This window comes from Sphingomonas sp. (assembly GCF_030145815.1).
Taxonomy (GTDB): domain Bacteria; phylum Pseudomonadota; class Alphaproteobacteria; order Sphingomonadales; family Sphingomonadaceae; genus Sphingomonas.
The window spans coordinates 152458-169907 of sequence record NZ_JAIXHL010000004.1; the positions used below are offsets into that span (position 1 = coordinate 152458).

Genomic DNA, 17450 nt, shown 5'->3' on the forward strand with positions numbered 1-17450 from the left:
GTCTGTCATTCCGTCCCTGCCCCGACCTGTTCCACCATATGCGCCTGCAACAGCGCCAGCCCCGCGTCGAACCGTGCAAAATCGCGCGGCCGGTCAAATCGGAACACGCGCAGCTGCCCCGCCATCTGCGCCACCTGCGCAAACAATGCCGGGGCATCGCGCAGCATCAGCGCCCATTCCGCCCGGTACAGCGCCTGATACAGCTGCGCCACCGTCTCCGCCCCCGTGACCGGGGCAATCGCCGCGTCGCCATCCTCCGACCAGCCCAGGATATAGATCACCGCCAGCCCGGCAGCGTCCGGTACCGGCCCGGCGGTGCGCGGCGCATAATATTTGTCGCGCTGCAGCCGGTTCCCCACCGCCGCGCCGGGCGTCAGCCCCAGCGCGTCGATGGCGTCGCGCCACAGCTTCGTTTCCTTCGGTGCCCCGCGCACGATCATCCGCGGGTCGGCCGGATCGACCACGCACGTATCGTCGCACAGCAACGGCCAGCCCCGCTGCGCCATCCCGGCGGTCAGCGTCGATTTGCCCGCGCCCGACACCCCGGTAAAGGCCACCGCGCGCGCCCCCACCGCCACCGCACTACAATGCAGCGGCAACCATCCGCGCTGATAGCATAACACGCCCCACGCCGATCCGGTCAGGTACAGCAGCACATCGGCATCGTCGACCGACGCCGCCCGCGCAATCTCGATCCGCCGCCCGCCGGTGATGCGAAAGGTTAGGCCCGGCATCGCGTTGAACCCGAAATCGTCCGCCGTCGCGTCGGGCCAGGCGCCCGCGCGCGGCACCACCGCGCCCGGCGCGGCCGCATCGCGCACCACGATCGCGACGTCCACGCTATCCCTCGCCGCCACCGGCACCGCATCCGCCGCCACAAGGGGGATGTCAGACCGCACGTGCAGTTCGCCGATTCGATAATGGTGCACGATACCCCCGTCCGCCCCGCGTGCCGGATCGCACAGCGATGCACAAGAGCCCACGCCCACACCACGCCACGCCACCCCCGCCACAGCGTCAGCGTCAGCGTCAGCGTCAGCGCGGCAGATAATATCCCCGGCTCGCCTCGTCGCGCCGCGCCGCGCCGGTCGCGACCAGCGCCTCCAGCGGCCCCGTGTTCACATGCCCCGTCGTCATCCCCCAACGCTACTCAGCACCGCCCCCGCTGACCAGCCCCACAAAATGCTTTCCTACACGCCCCGATCCGGCATATCCTCGCACCCGGCCCCGGCCCGCTCTGTGAACCGCCCGAATCCCCCCGCCCACGTGCGCAACGATCTGGACGAACACGCCTTTTCGGCCCCGCAAGACCATCGCGATAGTGTAAAGCCAGTGTAAACTTCCGCCGCGTGACTCTGCCCGCGCGTTCCTTTATTGTTCCGCCATGGCCGACCCGGCATTCCTCGATCTTCCGCCCCGTCCGCTGCGCTGGCTGTATCTCGACCTCAACAGCTATTTCGCGGCGGTTGAGCAGCAGTTGAACCCCGACCTGCGCGGCCGTCCGATCATCGTTGCCCCGGTCGACAGCGACACCACCGTCGCCATCGCTGCCTCGGTCCAGGCCAAGCAATACGGCATCCGCACCGGCACCCCGGTGTGGGAGGCAAAGCGCCTGTGCCGCGACCTGATCGTCACCCCCGGCCAGCACGCGAAATATGTCGAGTTCCATGAGGCGATCGTCGCCGAAATCTGGCGGCACATCCCGGTCACCGCGGTCTGCTCGATCGACGAAGTCGCCTGCCGCCTGCTCGACAATGAAAACAGCCCCGAACAGGCGATGGCGCTCGCCCGGCGGATCAAGGCCGGGATCATCGCCAATGTCGGCGAATGCCTCACCAGTTCGGTCGGCATCGCCCCCAACCGCCTGCTGGCCAAGCTCGCCAGCGACATGGAAAAGCCCGACGGCCTGACCGTGCTGACGCAGGAGCAGCTGCCCGACCGCCTCTTCACGTTGAAGCTGCGCGACATCGCCGGCATCGGCGCCAAGATGGAAAAGCGCCTTGCGCAACAGGGCATCCTGGACATCGGCCAGCTGTGCGAACGTCGTCCGCGCGATGCTGGCTCTGCCTGGGGCGGGGTCAATGGCGACCGGCTCTGGTATCTGCTCCACGGCTTCGACCTGCCCGAAAAGCCGACGCAGAACCGCACCATCGGTCACAGCCACGTGCTCAGCCCGCGCAAGCGCGGCCTCGAGCCCGTCCGCCTCACCGCCCGCCGCCTCGCCCTCAAATGCGCCGCCCGGCTGCGGCGCAAGGACTATGTCAGCCGCCTGCTGGTGCTCCACGCGAAGTTCGAGGATGACAAATCGGTCTGGCGCACCTCGATGAAGCTCCCCGCGACGCAGGACAGTTTCGCGATCCTCGCCGCGCTCGACGCCATCTTCCCCCGCCTCGCCGCCGCCGGTCGAACCCGCCCCGGCGGCTTCGCGATCCGCATGATCGGCGTCACCCTCTCCGAAATCGCCCCCGTCGGCGCGGCCCAGGACTCACTGTTCGCCGCGCTCGACCCCGACGACCCCCTCGCCCGCGAAACCCGCACCCTCTCGCTCAGCAAGGCGATGGACCGGATCAACGAGAAGTTCGGCCGCCATGCCGTCTCGGTCGGGCCGATGGACGGCAGCCGCACCGACCGCGTCGGTACCAAGATCGCCTTTGGCCGCATCCCCGATCTGGACGAATTCCACGAATGAGACGGGATATTGTATCGATGCGACGCAATATGCGTTGGATGTCTGTTATCCGTTATATCTTGACCCCCGATGCTGCGTGCGCAAAGGAAAGTCCTGCTATGAACATGCGTCTCCTCCCCGCCGCCGCGGTCGCGCTGCTCGCGCTGTCCGCCTGTAACCCCGAACCCGAAGTGATCAGCGAACGCGCACCCGATCCGATGGAATCGCAGCTTGCGAACGCCGCGCCGGTCGAACTGCCGCCGTCGATCAAGGCGACCGTATCGATGCGCTGCCAGCCGGGCAATGCGCTCGTGTTCGTCGAATTCTTCAACCAGGACAAGCTGGTCACCGTCGCCACCGAAAAGGGCGGCACCAAGACTCGCCTGACCGCGCCGGAAGCAGGCCAGCCCTTCACCGCCGAGGGCGGCTGGAAGCTGACCGGCACCCCGGAATCGGCCACCGTCGAAATCCCGGGCAAGGGCACGCTGACCTGCAAGGGCTAAGCGCCGCACCAATCCATCCAACAAAAGGGCCGGCATCTGTCGGCCCTTTTTTTGTGCGCGTCCCGCCCTGTCGGTTGCGCTCCCCCCGCCGCTGCGCCACCTTGCCAGCGAGTTGGATCAGGGAGCGGAGCGGGTGGCGACGATCGCAGTCTACAGCCTCAAGGGCGGCGTCGGCAAAACCTCACTGGCGGTCAACCTTGCCTGGTCCGCCGCGACCCGTTCCGCGCGCCGCACCCTGCTTTGGGACCTCGACCCCCAGGCCGCCTCGACCTTCCTGCTGGGCGGCGGACAGGGCAAGGCGACCGCCCAATCGGTGTTCAGCAAGGATGTCGAACCGGCCAAGCTGATCCGGTCGACCGACATCGACCGGCTCGACCTGCTCGGCGCCGACGCGTCGCTGCGCGGCCTCGACCTGCTGTTCCACGAACTCGACAAGAAGAAGCGGCTCGCCAAATTGCTCGGCCAGCTCGACGGTGCCTATGACCGGATGATCCTGGATTGCCCGCCGGGCCTCACCGAAACCAGCGAACAGGTGATGCGCGCCGCCGATCTGATCGTGGTGCCGGTCATCCCCTCCCCGCTCTCGCAGCGCGCGCTGGACGAGGTCGAGCGGCATCTGGGCGGAAAGGCGAAGGTGCCGCTGATGCCGGTCCATTCGATGGTCGACCGCCGCCGCCGCCTTCATGCCGAAGCGTTGGCGCGTCATCCCGACTGGCCCGTCATCCCGATGGCCAGCCTGATCGAAGGGATGGCGGTGCGCCGCGCCCCGCTCGGTGCCTTCGCCCCGCGCAGCCCGGGCGCGCTGGCGGTCGATGCGCTGTGGCAGGCGATCGAAAGGCGCCTCGCCGCGCCGCGCAAAGGGACCAAATGACGCGGCACACCGCCCGCGCCAGCGATCTCGACCCTGATCTGGTGCTGCGCGCCTATGCGATGGGCGTGTTCCCGATGTCCGAACATCGCGACGACCCCAGCGTCTTCTGGGTCGAACCGCGCCAGCGTGCGATCCTCCCGCTCGACGGCTTCCACCTCTCGCGCTCGCTGCGCAAGACGCTCGTCGCCGATCGCTTCCGCATCACCGCCGACACCGCGTTCGAACAGGTGATCGCGCTCTGCGCCGAAAGCGCCGAAGACCGGCCCGACACCTGGATCAACCCCGCGATCGAGCGCGTCTTCACCGCGCTGCACCGGCGCGGCTTTGCCCATTCGGTCGAATGCTGGGACGGCGACCGGCTGGTGGGTGGCCTCTACGGCCTCGCGCTCGGCCGCGCCTTTTTCGGCGAAAGCATGGTCAGCCGCGCGCGCGATGCGTCAAAGGTCGCGATCGCGGCGCTGGTCGCCCGGCTGCGCCTCGGCGGCTTCACCTTGCTCGACTGCCAGTTCATGACCGACCACCTCGCCTCATTGGGCGCGGTGGAAATCCCGCGCGACGATTATCTCTCGTTGCTGTCAGACTCGCTCGGCGAAGGTGCTGCCGGTCTGGCAGCAGCCGCAGGCGGCGTCGCCTCGGTCTCGGCCGATTTCGGTGCGCTCGATCGCTTGGGCGCGTCCGGAGCGCTACCGCCCACCACCTCGCCGCCGGTATCGGGGAAGGTCATCGCACAGCTCTTGACCCACACGTCATAGATCGGGTGCTGCACGACATTGAGCGCAGGGCGCTCCTTGTACAGCCAGCCGGAAAAGACCCGCGCGACCTTGCCATCGGTGCCGCGAATATCGACCTGCGCGAACGCCCCGGTCAGCTGATCGGTCTCCCACGGCGCAGTCTTTTCGCACGCGCGCAGCCGCACGATGACATCGCCCGCGCGCACCGCCTGCCCCGGCTTCAGCGTCAGCTCGCGCGCGACGCCGTTGCGCTTGTTGAGCAGGCCCAGCACCGCCACCCGCTCGGCCATCGGGGTCACGCCCGTCACCGACGCGGTCGGCCCGGCATCGACCGCGACGACCTCCGCCCCGGCCGCGCCCGCAGCCTTGGGCTGGACCTCGACCGTATCCACGGCATCGGCCTTGTTCTCAGCCGGCTTGCCGCCGCACGCCGCAAGCGCGACCGGCGCCAGCAGCAGCGCAGCCATCCGGCCCGGGCGCATCAGGCGCCGGGCGTCCAGGCTTCGTAATCGCCCGTCGCACCCACGCGCTGGCCGCCCTTTTCGAGCGCACCCGGCGGACGATAGGCGAGCGCGCTGCCGGTCAGATTCGGCACGGCAGGCTGTTCCCATTTGCGAACCGGCGGCAGCGCGCGATCGGGCACATCGTCGATCTGGTGGTGCAGCCAGCTGAACCATTCCGGCGGCACCCGGCTCGAATCATTCGACCCCTTGTAGATCACCCAGCGGCGCGGACGGCCGTGCATGTCGGCCCCGCCCTGAAAATACAGGTTGCCGAGCGCGTCCTCGCCAACCTGATCCTTGCCGCGCAGCCCGACCCAGGTGCCGAAGTTGGAGCCATTCCACCAGGTGAAGATGTTCGCGAAGATTCCCATGGCCCGCGCTTTACGCGGCCCGGGGCGGCTGGGCAACGGGGGATGCACGCAGGAGTGTCACCACCGCACCTTGTCCCCCGGCGAAATCCCCAGCTCCGCCGCGCGGCCGCCATTGATTTCCAGCACCGCGGCGACCGGCTCGCCCGACCGCACCTGATCCTCCGAAAAGGGTATCGTGTTCTCGGCGATGGTCGCGATCGTACCGTCGGCGCGGATGAAGATGATGTCGAGCGACGTCGGCGTGTCCTTCATCCAGAAGCTCGCCGCGCGCGGGGCGCCGCCTTCGGGGGGATAGGGCGCGAACAACATGCCGCCATCGGCGGGGATGCCGGTGCGGAACATCAGCCCCCGCTTCTGTTCCTCGGGCGTGCGCGCGACATCGACCTTGAACACATGGCGATTCGTGCCCGACTCGATCGTCACCGTCGCGGTCTTGGCCTCTGCTTGCGTCGCGGCATCGCCATCCTGTGCGGTACAGCCGGGAACCAGCAGCGCCGCGCTCAGCGCGACCATCACCGCGCGGTCAGGCCGGCTCCACCACGACCGCGAGCGGCCCTTTTTCGCCCTCGACGATGCGGGCACGCAGCGGCTGATCAGGTTCGATGTCATAAATCTCCGCTCGGCGCAGGGTTTCCATATGCACGAATATATCGGCGCTATCGCCGTCGCGCACCAGAAAGCCATAGCCCTTGAGCCGGTTGAACCATTTGACGGTCACCGGTTCGAACGGCCCGGCTTCCTCGATCAGCTTGATCCGGTCGATCCGGTCGCCCGCGCCGGGGCGCAGCCGCACCGGCTCGACCGCGTCGGTCAGGTCGATCGACAGGATATCCTTCGCCTGCAGCCCGCGTTCGCGCTGCACCACCGAACACTTGACCCGCGCCCCTTCGGGCAGGCTGCGGCGGCCATGCGGCTGCAGCACCGAAAAGTGGATCAGGATATCGCCGGCGTCGGCATCATCGGCGACGATAAAGCCAAAGCCGCGCGTCACGTCGAACCATTTGACCGTGCCCCAATGGGTCTCATCGTCGGCGTCGCGAACGAGCATCGGGGACATCGCCGGCTCATCCGGTTCCCCCTCCAGAATCGGCACGCGCTGCAGGTCGGCTCGCATTACACTATTTCCCCCTGACCGGCGATATTAACACAGCATTTCGCGAAGGTGCGAATCCTTTGTGGTTAATGGTCGTCGAGCAGGAAATCCGGGTCATCACCCGGATTCATCCGCGCCAGTTGCCAGGCCAGCCCCGGCGCATGCCCCGCGCGCACCATCGCCGCCACCTGCTTGGCGATCCCCGCGCGATCGGCCGGTTCGGCGGCGAACGGCCCGATTCGCTTGCGCCGGGCAAAGTCGATCGCGCTCTGTCCGACCCGCGCATCGACCTGTGGCGCGATCGCCTCGGCATCCTCCGCCTGCACCCCGGCATGGCGCAGCGCCTCGCCCACCCGGCGCGCGCCCAGCCCCCGGCGCGCCATCGCCGCCGCCTTGCTCTCGGCATAGAGGCGGTCGTTGACATAGCCCAGCTCGGCAAAGCGTTCCGCGATTTCCGTGGGGTCGGGCGGCGTTCCGTCATAGCCGCGCTCGCGGATCTTGCGGGTCAGATAGGCGGCCAGCTTCCCCCGCGTCGTCGCGAACCGCTCGACATAACGCAGCGCCAGCCGATCCAGCGCAGGGCGGTCCAAAGGCGGGACAGGGCGGCGAGTGGGGCGCATGCGCCTTGTTTGTGCCACACTGACAACCGAATTTGAACGCCAGAGCGTAGCAGAGCCGCCCGCATTTCTGATGTGGGGCCTATCGTCGATGACGGGCGGGTGGCCTGACACGATCAGGGGGCACGGATTTTAGGATATGGCTTTGGACGTCAAGGATCAGGTTGAGTTGAACGGCGCAGCGCTGCAGCCGACCCCGACCGAATGCGGGCTTCCCCGCCGGTTGGCAGAGTTTGAAACGCTCGGCGACGCGCTGGACTATGCCGCGCAGGGCAGCCGCGGGCTGAATTTCCACGACGCGCGCGGCACGCTGACGCGCCCGTACCCGTTCCGCGAGATGCGTGACGATGCGCTGGCGCAGGCCCGCCGCCTGATTGCCGCCGGCGTCAAACCGCAGGACCGGATCGCGCTGATCGCCGAAACCGGCACCGATTTCGCCTCGCTCTTCTTCGGCGTCATCTATGCCGGCGCCTGGCCGGTGCCGCTCCCGCTGCCGACCAGCTTTGGTGGCAGCCAACATTATATCGACCAGCTCTCGGTCCAGCTCGAAAGCTGCGATCCCTCGATGCTGTTCTACCCGGCAGAATTGTCGGCGATGGCCGGTGAAGCCGCGCGGCTCAAGGGCGTCGAGGGGATCGACTGGGAAAGCTTCGCCACCCGCGAAGCCCCCGAAGTCGAGCTGCCCAAGGCCGACACCAACGACATCGCCTATCTTCAGTACAGCAGCGGCTCGACCCGCTTCCCGCATGGCGTGGCGATCACCCACCATGCGTTGCTCAACAATCTGTCGGCGCACAGCCACGGCATGAAGCTGCAGGACAGCGACCGCTGCGTCTCGTGGCTCCCTTGGTATCACGACATGGGCCTGGTCGGCTGCTTCCTCTCGGTCGTCGCCAATCAGGTCTCGACCGATTATCTGAAGACCGAGGATTTCGCCCGCCGCCCGCTCGCCTGGCTCGACCTCATTTCGCGCAATCGGGGCACGACGCTCTCCTATTCGCCGACCTTCGGCTACGACATCTGCGCGCGCCGCATGTCGAGCCAGACCAAGGCTTCGGAGCGCTTCGATCTCAGCCGCTGGCGCGTCGCGGGCAATGGCGCGGACATGATCCGTCCCGACGTCATGCAGAGCTTCGTCGACGCCTTTGCCGATGCCGGCTTCCAGGCCAGCGCCTTCCTGCCCAGCTACGGTCTTGCCGAAGCGACGCTTGCCGTCTCGATCATGCCCCCGGGTGAGGGCATCCTGGTCGAGCTGGTCGAGGAAACCCAGCTGTCGGGTGGCGTGAACGGTGGGGATCGCCCCCAGCGTTTCCGCGCGATCGTCAACTGCGGCAAGGCAGTCAAGGACATGGAAATCCAGATCCGCGAAGAGGACGGCACCCCGCTGCCCGACCGCGCGATCGGCAAGGTATGGTGCCGTGGCCCCAGCGTCATGGTCGGCTATTTCCGCGATCCCGAATCGACCGACGCCTGCATGAAGGACGGTTGGCTGGATACCGGCGACATGGGCTATATGTCGGAAGGCTATATCTACATCGTCGGCCGGGCGAAGGACATGATCATCGTCAACGGCCGCAACCACTGGCCGCAGGACATCGAGTGGGCGGTCGAACAGCTCCCCGCCTTCAAGCAGGGCGACGTCGCGGCCTTCGCGATCACCACCCCGGGCGGTGAAGAAACCCCCGCCGTGCTCGTCCAGTGCCGCACCAGCGACGATGACGAGCGCCAGAAGCTGCGCGAGGAAATCCGCGAGCGCGTCCGCGCGGTCACCGGCATGAACTGCGTGATCGAACTGATCCCGCCGCGCACCCTGCCCCGCACCAGCTCGGGCAAGCTCAGCCGCGCCAAGGCACGCAACCAATATCTCAACGGCGAGATCAAGCCCTACAGCATCGCGGCCTGACCTTCCTCTCCTCTCCCTGAAAGGGAGGGGGACCGGGGGCGCCGGAAATATTTTCCCCACCCCCGCCATCTCTAACCGATCGCTAACCTACCCCCCGGTAATCTACCCGGGTGACGAGCCAGACCACCTCCCAGTTCGCGCGGCCGCGGATCGATATCCGCGCGCTGCTCGGCCTTTATGACCCGGCGGATACAACCGACTGGGGGCCGATCCGTGCGGCCCAGATGAATGCAGGCAGCCAGCTCGCGCTCTTCATGCTCGCGGCCAATGTGCTGGGCGCGACGCTGATCGTCCTGAACTTCGCCAGCCTCGTGCCGCTGTGGAAACTCGCCAGCTGGGGTGCACTCGTCGCCGCCGTCGGCGTCGCTGTCGCCTTCCGCCGCCTCGCCGTGCGCCACCGCACCGAACGCACCGCCAGCCTGAGCGATGTGCGCGACACGATGCTCGACGGCATCGCACTCGGTGCGGTCTGGTCGATCGCGCCGCTGCTGTTCGGCTCCTTCGCCGACGTTCAGGCGCTGAACGGCATGTGGATCGTGCTGTCGATCCTGATGGTCGCCTCCTCGGTCGCGATGGCGGCACTCCCGCTCGCCACGATCAGCTTCCTCGTCGTGCTCGGCAGCGCCAATGCAACCGCGCTCGCCCTGACCCAATCCCCCGCGCTCGGCGCAGCGGCATTGCTCTTCACCTTGCTGCTCGTCATCGCCTGCTTCGCGCGCGGCAAGGCGCTGGTGGTCATCCGCGCAGGCGAGATCGCGCTCGCCGAACGCGACGAAACGGTCAGCCTGTTGCTACGCGAGTTTGAGGACAAGAGCGCCGACTGGCTATGGGAAACCGATGCGCAGCGCCGCGTGTGCCGCGCCAATCCCCGCTTCGCCGTTTCGCTCGGGGTCGATCCCAAGACGATCAACGGCATGCCCCTTCTTCAGGTGCTGGCCGGCTCGGCCTGGGAAAGCGGCAATTTCGCGCAGGGCCTCCGCACCCTCGCCGACTCGCTCAAAAAGCGCGAACCGTTCCGCGACATCCTCCTCCCCGTCATCGTCGATGGCGAGGAACGCTGGTGGGAGCTCACCGGCTCGCCCCGCGTCAACGAACAGGGCGCGTTCATCGGCTTTCGCGGCGTCGGCTCCGACGTCACCGAAGCGCGCGAATCCGCGAACAAGATCAGCAAGATGGCGCGCTACGACACGCTCACCGGTCTGCCCAATCGCCTGTTCATCAATGAAGCGCTCGCCACCGCCATGGCCGAAGCCGAGAAATGGAACGCGCGCTGCGCCTTCATGATGATCGACCTCGACCGGTTCAAGGCGGTGAACGATACGCTCGGCCACCCGGTCGGCGACCGGCTGCTGATGCGCGTGTCCGAACGCCTCAAGCAGCTGATGACCCCGAACGAGATGATCGGGCGGCTGGGCGGCGACGAGTTCGCGGTCGTAGTGCGCGACGCCAATGACACCGTCGCGGTCGAACAGCTGGCCCGGACCATCATCGACGTCCTCTCCGCGCCCTATGACGTCGATAACCACACCCTCTATATCGGCGCCAGCGTCGGCCTCGCCTTCGGGCCGCGCGACGGGCGCACGGCGGAGATGCTGATCCGCTCCGCCGACCTCGCGCTCTATCGCTCGAAGGACGCCGGCGGCGGCAATTTCCACGCCTATGAACCGCAGCTCCATGTCGAGGCAGAGGAACGCCGCGTCCTCGAAATCGCCTTGCGCGCCGCGCTGGAAAACGACCAATTCCATCTGCTCTATCAGCCGGTGGTCCAGGCCGGTACCGGCGCGCTGATGGGGTTTGAGGCACTGCTGCGCTGGACCCACCCGGAACTTGGCCCGATTTCGCCCGTCAAGTTCGTGCCGCTGGCCGAAGACGCCCGCCTGATCGCCCCGATCGGCGAATGGGTGCTGCGCGCCGCCTGTCTCGAGGCGGCCAAGTGGGACGACCCGATCCGCGTCGCGGTCAATGTCAGCCCCGAGCAGCTGCACAATGCCGGTTTTGCGTCGTTCGTCAGCCGCGCGCTCAAGGACAGCGGCCTCCACCCCAGCCGCCTCGAACTCGAAGTGACCGAAAGCGTGTTCATGCGCGAAGGCACCGCTGCGGTTCAGACGCTCGAGGCGATCCTCGACATGGGCGTGCGCCTCAGCCTCGACGATTTCGGTACCGGCTATTCCTCGCTCGGCTACCTGTCCCGCACCCGTTTCAGTTCGATCAAGATCGACCGCAGCTTCGTGCAGGGCGCGTCCAAGGGGCAGAAGGAAGCAATCGCGATCATCCGCGCCGTCGTCGCCCTCGCGGAGAGCCTCGGCATGGCCACCACCGCCGAGGGTGTCGAGACCGAGGACGAACACCGCCTGATCCAGGCGCTCGGCTGCACCAAGGTCCAGGGCTATTATTTCGGCCGCCCCCTCCCCGTCACAGAGGCCCGCACGCTGGCGACCCGCGACAGCCTGCAACAAGAGGTGCGCGTAGCCTAACCTGCCAGCCGATAACCCAGCGCGAATCGGCCGATTTTCCATTTTGGACTTTCGCATTTTCAACGCATCCTCGTTCTGGGTCAGCGCGGGGGGAATGCGATGGAGCCAAACAAGCCGTTTCGGGCGTTTGTCAGCTATAGCCATGCCGATCGCGATTTTGCCGCACGGCTGCAACGCCGGCTCGAATCCTATCGCCTGCCCCGGCGGCTCGCCGATCGGGTAACGCCGCTGCCCGGGCAGGCGCCGGGACGGATCGGCCCGATCTTCCGCGACCGCGCCGACTTGTCCGCCGCCGCCGATCTGTCGCAAGCGGTGCAGGATGCGATCGCCCAGTCGTCCGCGCTGGTGGTCGTCGCATCGCCCGATGCAGTCCGATCGCAATGGGTCGGGCGCGAGATCGCGCTGTTCCGCACGCTCAATCCCGCCGCGCCGATCCTGGTCGCCCATGCCCGCGGCGAACCGGATCAGGCGCTTCCCGAACCCCTGCGCGGTGCCACAGAACCATTGGCCGCCGATTTTCGGCGCGAAGGCGACGGGCCGCGCCTCGCCTTTCTCAAGATCGTCGCCGGGCTCGCCGGTCTGCCCCTCGACGCGCTGGTTCAGCGCGATGCACAGCGCCGGTTGCGACGCGTGACGGCGGTCACGCTCGGCGCGCTGCTGATCGCGCTACTCATGACCGCGACCACCGTGTTCGCGCTCGTGTCCCGGGCACAGGCGGTCCACGAACGCACTCAGGCCGAGGGGTTGATCGAATTCATGCTAACCGACCTGCGAACAAAATTGCGCGGCGTGGGTCGGCTCGATGTGATGGAGTCGGTCAACCAGCGCGCCATGGCCTATTATGCCGATCAGGGTGACCTGTCGCATCTGTCCGACGACAGCCTCGCCCGGCGCGCGCAGATCCTGCATGCGATGGGTGAGGATGACGGCGACCGGGACCAGCTAGCCGACGCGCTCGCCAAATTCCGGGAGGCGCATCGCACGACCGGCGCGCTGCTCGCGCGCAACCCGACCGACCCCGACCGCATCTATGGCCATAGCCAGAGCGAGTTCTGGCTGGGCAGCGCCGCGCTCGATCTCAACGACCGCGCCACCGCGCGCCAGCGCTTCGGCGAATATGCGCGCCTCTCGCGCCAGCTCGTCACGATGGATCCGCGCAATAAGGACTGGCAGATGGAGGGCGGCTATGCCGAGAGCAATCTCGGTACCCTCGCCTATCGCGACGACCGGCCGGCGGAGGCACAGGCGGCATTCGAACGCGCGGGCAGCTATTTCCTTGCCGCGCGCAAGCTCGCCCCTGACGACACCGGCGTGATCCGCGACCTGGCCGACAATCATGGCTGGCTTGCCGACAGCCTGTACGCTCAGCGGCAGTTCGCCCGGGCCTATGACGAACGGGTGCGGGAGCGCAGCCTGATCCTGAAACTGGCCGAGGGCGATCCACAGAATGCAAACTATTCCCGCGATCTCGCCGAATCCGCCATCGGGCTGGCACGGATCGAGATTGCGCTGGGCCGCCGCGACGCGGCGCTGGAACGGCTGCGCGCCACCCGCGCGGTGATCGGCACGCTCGCCACCCGCGATCCTGCAAACAAGCGTACCGCCCGGCTGCGCGCCGCAATCACGCTCGCGCTCGCCGATCAGCTCGCGGCAGGTGGCACCCGTACCCCCGACGTGCTCGCCATCATCGCCGATGCGCTGCGCCTGTGCGCAACGCCCGACGCGCTGTCGGGTAGCGCCGACCAGAAACGCATGTGCGACCAGCTTCGCACGCGCCAGTCCCGCGTATCGGTTCACTGAAGCAGGAGATTTCCGATGGCTACCATTGCATTCATGCCACCCACCGAAAAGGCAGGCGCCCTGTTCTTTCCCCACCCGCGTCGGCTCACCGCATGGACCGACCCGGAGCCGGAATATGATTGCATCTATGTCGTCAAGATCGACGACGCCAACCCGGCCCGGTTCAGGGTCGCGGTGCGCAGCATCCCAGCCGCTGGCATCAACTCCCGGGTCCAGCTCGGCACGACCCATCTGGATGACGCCGACGACCTCAACCGGCACGTCCGAACCGCCAACAGCGGCCGCAACCTCGATCTCAAATTCGAATCGAAAAAGAATGCGCTGGTCATTTTTCACCTGACTGACCCGAATGCCCGCTTTGTCGAAAATGTCGCGGACAGCGTCGTGAAGAACGCCGACGAACCCGGTCCCGACATGTTCTACCATGCCGAATGGGTAAGCGGACACGACCACAAGGCGGTGAGCGTGATCATGGTCGGCGGACCGACCGGTCCGACGAAGCGCGACTATGGCCTCGGCGTCCGCCTCAAGAATGACGATCCGCACGGGCCTGGCTACACCACCATTATCATCGACCCCAAGGTCGAGAATAAGGGCGACGGCTGACCGATGCCGGACTCCGCCCATTTGCCCGCGCGCTTTGCGCTGGTAGATGGGCGGGCGGCAACTTCGTGCGGTGTGTAACAGGCGGGTGAAGCTGGAATGAGTTTGTCGGAAATTCGCGCGCTTACCCGCGCCGGGGCGACCGACGCCGCCTGGTCGCTACTGACGGCGGAGCCCGCCGGGACCGACACGCTGACGCTGCGCGGCCGCCTGCTCAAGGACCGGGCCGCGACTGCACAGGGCACCGCGCGCATGGCATTGCTGCGCGACGCGGCCGATGCCTATGTCCAGGCGGCGGCGGCGCGGCCTGCCACCTATCCGCTGATCAACGCCGCCACCCTGTCGCTGCTCGGCGGCGCCCGCGCCCGCGCGGCTCAGCTCGCAACCGAGACGCTGGCCCTGCTCGACAGCGGCGCGCATGAGCCCGACACGCGCTACTGGCTCGCCGCCACCCGCGCCGAAGCCCTGCTGTTGCTCGACCGTGAGGTCGAGGCGCGCGCCGCCCTGCGCGACGCCATCGCCGGCACCCCGCGCGCGTGGGAGGATCACGCCGTCACGATCCGCCAGTTCCGGCTGATCCTGGCCGAACTCGATCGCCCGGCCGCCTGGCTCGACGCCTGCCGCCCGCCCGCGCCGGTCCATTTCGCCGGCCCCATCGGCATCCGCGCCGACGACGCCCAGTTGGGCACAGAGCTCGCCGCCGCCATCGCCGCCAATGGTGCGGGAATCGCGGTCGGCGCGCTGGCAGCGGGCTTCGACATCCTCGCTGCCGAAGCGCTGGTCGGCGCCGGAGCCGATCTGCACATCGTCCTCCCCGCCCCGCCCGACATCTTCGTCGCCCGCTCCGTCGCCCCCGCAGGCGAGGCCTGGCGCGCCCGGTTCGAGGCCCTGCTCGCCGCTTCGGCCCAGGTCGATATCCTCGACCTCCCCGCCGGTCTCAGCGCCGCCGCAGTCGCGCTGGCTGAGGAAATGGCGATCGGCTGCGCCGTCCGCAGCGCGCAAGTGCTCGACCGCGAAACCATCCTGCTGCGCCTCGCCGGAACCGAGGCCGAGCGCGACCCTCCCGCCCGCGCGAACCTGCGCCGCATCGACCTGCGCGGCGGCGACGTCGGTTCAGGCGGCTGCGATCTCGGCCCGCCCGATCAGGTCGCAACTTTGCTCGCCACCGGCCACGCCGCCGCCGATCACCTCGCCGCGCTGACAGGCGCAGCCCCGCAGCCGCTGCCGTCGGGCTGCTACGTCACCCTCACCGATCCGGTCGCCGCCGCGCACGCCGCACGCGCGCTGTGCGAAGCGACAGGCGAGAACGCCGCCATCGTGCTCGACCAGCGCCCGCCCGGCCCGCACGGTGCGCCCGACACCGCCGCGCTGGAGGCGCTGCTCGCCCTCCCCCCGCGCCATTACCCGATCGCGACCCGCTCCGCCGCGCTCGTGCTGGCCGCACGCGGCGCGCCCTTCCGCCTCGCGCTCGCCGGAGCGAGCGACGCACTGCCGGACTCCGACGACTTTTTCAGCCTCTGGCCCGTTCTCAAATCACCAGATCCGACAACAAGCGCGGCGAGCTGACCCGCAGCCCCGCCGCGTCGCGCACGACGATACCGCGCCGCTCCAGCTCGGCAATCATCCGCGACGCCGTCTCGCGCGTCGTCTGCGCCGCATGCGCGAGCTCGGCCACCACCGGCGGTGGCGCAATCACCAGCCCCGCCCCCGCCCGCGCCAGCAGCTCGGCACAGATCCGCCCGCGCGCCGTCAGCGTCGAGCGCGCATCCAGCCGCGCGGTCACCGCCTCCAGCTGCCGCGCGAACGACGCCGCCAGCGCCGCCCCCAGCTCCGCATGCCGCTCCGCCAGCCGCGGCAGCACCCCCGCCGCAAAGCCCAGCAGCACCGCCGGCTCCACCACCACGACATCCGCCACCGCCGCCGTCGCGCGGGCATACTGCCCGACCCAATCGCCCGGCCCATGCAGCGCCAGCTGGCTGGACCGCCCCGCCGCCGAGCTCGACTCGATCTTCACCCGCCCTTCGATCACCAGCCAGAGCGTCGCGACCGCATCCCCCTGCCGCGCAATCGTCTCGCGCCGGCCACAGCGCCGCACGCGCCCGGCATCGGCCAGCAGCGCCGCGACGCCCGCGCCACAGCGCAGCACCATCGCCACCGTCGCGCGCAATTCCCCCGCGTTCCCTGATCCAGCCCCCGCCGCCATGCCACGAGCATAACCCGCATGGGCGCAGGCGCGAACCGGCGATTTGCGCGGTGGGTCGGCATCTCCCTCTCTCCGCTTGCGGGGAGAGGGTCGCCGAGCGCAGCGAGGTCGGGAGCGGGGCAGCGGGATCGGCAAGAGCCAAACCTAAAGCCCCCTCTCCCCAACCCTCTCCCCGCAAGCGGAGAGAGGGAGAAGAAACCCTCAGCCCCAAACCCCCTTGCAATGTTGGATTTGGTTTCGGAACACTCACCGGTGACCGGAACCCGCCCCTTCAATCGGCGTCAGGCCAAGGAGAACGCCGCCTTCCTCGCCGCGCTGCGTCGCACCGGCAATGCGCGGGAGGCAGCGCGCAGCCTCGGCTTCCACCGCTCGACCATGACCAAGCGCCGCGCCCGCGACGCCGCCTTCGCCGCCGAATGGGACGCCGCGCTCGTCATCGCGCATGCCCGCCTCAACGAAAGCGACCCAGCGACCGACCAGCCCGACACGACCGAGCCCCGCGCGATCCGCACCGCATCGGGCCGCATGCAGCTGCGCGCCCTCCCCGCCCGCGCACTCGACCGCGCCGCCGAACAGGCGTTCCTCTCCGCGCTCAGCGCCACCGCCAACGTCCGCCTCTCCGCCGCAGCCGCCGGCTTCAGCCACTCGGCGTTTTACGCAAGGCGCCGCCAAAGCCCCGCCTTCGCCCGCGAAATGCAGCTCGCGCTCGAAACCGGCTATGAGCGCGTCGAAATGGCGCTGATGGAGGCCGCGCTCGCCTCCAGCTATCGCGACGACGCCTGGCGCCACAACGATCCCCCGGCGATCCCGTCGATGACGGTGGACGAGGCAATGATGCTGCTCCGCCTCCACCACCAGAGCGTGCGCCTCCAGGAAGAACCCCCACACATCAAACGCCGCCGCGGCGAAAGCCGCGAAGCCCACAGCTTCCGCCTGTCCGCCATGTACGAAGCCCGCCTGCAACGCGACCGCGACGCCTTCGACGTCGCCGAAGCCGCCCGCCGCTCAGCGACAGCGGCGACCAGCGAAAGCCCGCACGAGGAGCCGTTCCCGACGCTACCGGCGCTCGATCAGGTCACGGGGTGGCGGAAGGGGAAGGGGTGATGGCCC

16 protein-coding genes and 1 pseudogene are annotated in these 17450 nt (G+C 68.3%); 10 read left to right on the plus strand and 7 right to left on the minus strand.

Going from position 1 to position 17450, the window contains the following annotated elements; genetic code table 11:
• Positions 1 to 5: 5 nt before the first annotated feature.
• Entirely contained in the window at positions 6 to 929 is a 924-nt protein-coding gene (locus KYX69_RS05240; protein ID WP_300494573.1) for a hypothetical protein, read from the minus strand.
• A gap of 455 nt (positions 930 to 1384) precedes the next feature.
• Here KYX69_RS05240 and KYX69_RS05245 point away from each other — a divergent pair, with 455 nt between their 5' ends.
• From KYX69_RS05245 to aat, 4 genes are all read left to right on the plus strand, one after another.
• A complete protein-coding gene (locus KYX69_RS05245) occupies positions 1385 to 2689 on the plus strand; it encodes a type VI secretion protein ImpB (RefSeq protein WP_300494577.1) in 1305 nt (434 codons plus the stop codon).
• A gap of 104 nt (positions 2690 to 2793) precedes the next feature.
• Positions 2794 to 3171, plus strand: coding sequence for a hypothetical protein (locus tag KYX69_RS05250; RefSeq protein WP_300494722.1), 378 nt, complete (start codon positions 2794 to 2796; stop codon positions 3169 to 3171).
• Positions 3172 to 3304: 133 nt separating this feature from the next.
• Positions 3305 to 4042 (plus strand): ParA family protein, encoded by a 738-nt coding sequence (locus KYX69_RS05255; RefSeq protein ID WP_300494580.1) that lies wholly within the window; start codon positions 3305 to 3307, stop codon positions 4040 to 4042.
• The gene (gene aat, locus KYX69_RS05260; RefSeq protein ID WP_300494582.1) at positions 4039 to 4794 is read left to right on the plus strand and encodes a leucyl/phenylalanyl-tRNA--protein transferase; all 756 of its coding nucleotides are present in this window, start codon (positions 4039 to 4041) and stop codon (positions 4792 to 4794) included. The genes KYX69_RS05255 and aat overlap by 4 nt, the downstream gene beginning before the upstream one ends.
• Positions 4795 to 4829: 35 nt before the next feature.
• Here the strand turns inward: aat and KYX69_RS05265 are convergent.
• The 5 genes and pseudogenes from KYX69_RS05265 to KYX69_RS05285 form a co-directional block, all read right to left on the minus strand.
• Positions 4830 to 5255 (minus strand): annotated as a pseudogene (locus KYX69_RS05265) (DUF2155 domain-containing protein); the annotation flags it as partial.
• Positions 5255 to 5647, minus strand: a complete 393-nt coding sequence (locus KYX69_RS05270; protein ID WP_300494584.1) for an NADH:ubiquinone oxidoreductase subunit NDUFA12 — start codon at positions 5645 to 5647, stop codon at positions 5255 to 5257. The gene KYX69_RS05270 and the pseudogene KYX69_RS05265, both read right to left, overlap by 1 nt.
• Positions 5648 to 5704: 57 nt before the next feature.
• A complete protein-coding gene (locus tag KYX69_RS05275; protein WP_300494586.1) occupies positions 5705 to 6160 on the minus strand; it encodes a DUF192 domain-containing protein in 456 nt (151 codons plus the stop codon).
• A gap of 10 nt (positions 6161 to 6170) precedes the next feature.
• A complete protein-coding gene (locus KYX69_RS05280; RefSeq protein WP_300494725.1) occupies positions 6171 to 6704 on the minus strand; it encodes a cold-shock protein in 534 nt (177 codons plus the stop codon).
• A 122-nt stretch (positions 6705 to 6826) separates the two neighbouring features.
• On the minus strand, positions 6827 to 7360 hold the full coding sequence (locus tag KYX69_RS05285; protein WP_300494588.1) for a RecX family transcriptional regulator: 534 nt from the start codon (positions 7358 to 7360) through the stop codon (positions 6827 to 6829).
• A gap of 136 nt (positions 7361 to 7496) precedes the next feature.
• Here KYX69_RS05285 and KYX69_RS05290 point away from each other — a divergent pair, with 136 nt between their 5' ends.
• From KYX69_RS05290 to KYX69_RS05310, 5 genes are all read left to right on the plus strand, one after another.
• Positions 7497 to 9260, plus strand: a complete 1764-nt coding sequence (locus KYX69_RS05290; protein WP_300494590.1) for a fatty acyl-AMP ligase — start codon at positions 7497 to 7499, stop codon at positions 9258 to 9260.
• A gap of 110 nt (positions 9261 to 9370) precedes the next feature.
• Complete coding sequence (locus KYX69_RS05295; protein ID WP_300494592.1) at positions 9371 to 11734, plus strand: bifunctional diguanylate cyclase/phosphodiesterase; 2364 nt, start codon at positions 9371 to 9373, stop codon at positions 11732 to 11734.
• A 99-nt stretch (positions 11735 to 11833) separates the two neighbouring features.
• The gene (locus KYX69_RS05300) at positions 11834 to 13534 is read left to right on the plus strand and encodes a toll/interleukin-1 receptor domain-containing protein (RefSeq protein ID WP_300494593.1); all 1701 of its coding nucleotides are present in this window, start codon (positions 11834 to 11836) and stop codon (positions 13532 to 13534) included.
• Positions 13535 to 13549: 15 nt separating this feature from the next.
• A complete protein-coding gene (locus KYX69_RS05305; protein WP_300494596.1) occupies positions 13550 to 14140 on the plus strand; it encodes a hypothetical protein in 591 nt (196 codons plus the stop codon).
• Positions 14141 to 14236: 96 nt separating this feature from the next.
• The gene (locus KYX69_RS05310; RefSeq protein WP_300494599.1) at positions 14237 to 15703 is read left to right on the plus strand and encodes a TRAFs-binding domain-containing protein; all 1467 of its coding nucleotides are present in this window, start codon (positions 14237 to 14239) and stop codon (positions 15701 to 15703) included.
• Here the strand turns inward: KYX69_RS05310 and KYX69_RS05315 are convergent.
• Positions 15666 to 16304: a Crp/Fnr family transcriptional regulator gene (locus KYX69_RS05315; RefSeq protein WP_300494600.1), complete on the minus strand. Its 639-nt coding sequence runs from the start codon at positions 16302 to 16304 to the stop codon at positions 15666 to 15668. The genes KYX69_RS05310 and KYX69_RS05315 overlap by 38 nt on opposite strands.
• 288 nt (positions 16305 to 16592) lie before the next feature.
• Between KYX69_RS05315 and KYX69_RS05320 the strand changes: the two genes are divergently transcribed.
• Positions 16593 to 17444: a hypothetical protein gene (locus tag KYX69_RS05320; RefSeq protein ID WP_300494601.1), complete on the plus strand. Its 852-nt coding sequence runs from the start codon at positions 16593 to 16595 to the stop codon at positions 17442 to 17444.
• The last annotated feature ends 6 nt before the right edge of the window (positions 17445 to 17450 follow it).

Bases quoted from the DNA above. Each gene is read 5' to 3' on its own strand.
- KYX69_RS05245 (WP_300494577.1), top strand. From the start codon at position 1,385: ATGGCCGACCCGGCATTCCTCGATCTTCCGCCCCGTCCGCTGCGCTGG.
- KYX69_RS05250 (WP_300494722.1), top strand. From the start codon at position 2,794: ATGCGTCTCCTCCCCGCCGCCGCGGTCGCGCTGCTCGCGCTGTCCGCC.
- aat (WP_300494582.1), top strand. From the start codon at position 4,039: ATGACGCGGCACACCGCCCGCGCCAGCGATCTCGACCCTGATCTGGTG.
- KYX69_RS05270 (WP_300494584.1), bottom strand. From the start codon at position 5,647: ATGGGAATCTTCGCGAACATCTTCACCTGGTGGAATGGCTCCAACTTC.
- KYX69_RS05275 (WP_300494586.1), bottom strand. From the start codon at position 6,160: ATGGTCGCGCTGAGCGCGGCGCTGCTGGTTCCCGGCTGTACCGCACAG.
- KYX69_RS05280 (WP_300494725.1), bottom strand. From the start codon at position 6,704: ATGTCCCCGATGCTCGTTCGCGACGCCGACGATGAGACCCATTGGGGC.
- KYX69_RS05285 (WP_300494588.1), bottom strand. From the start codon at position 7,360: ATGCGCCCCACTCGCCGCCCTGTCCCGCCTTTGGACCGCCCTGCGCTG.
- KYX69_RS05290 (WP_300494590.1), top strand. From the start codon at position 7,497: ATGGCTTTGGACGTCAAGGATCAGGTTGAGTTGAACGGCGCAGCGCTG.
- KYX69_RS05300 (WP_300494593.1), top strand. From the start codon at position 11,834: ATGGAGCCAAACAAGCCGTTTCGGGCGTTTGTCAGCTATAGCCATGCC.
- KYX69_RS05305 (WP_300494596.1), top strand. From the start codon at position 13,550: ATGGCTACCATTGCATTCATGCCACCCACCGAAAAGGCAGGCGCCCTG.
- KYX69_RS05310 (WP_300494599.1), top strand. From the start codon at position 14,237: ATGAGTTTGTCGGAAATTCGCGCGCTTACCCGCGCCGGGGCGACCGAC.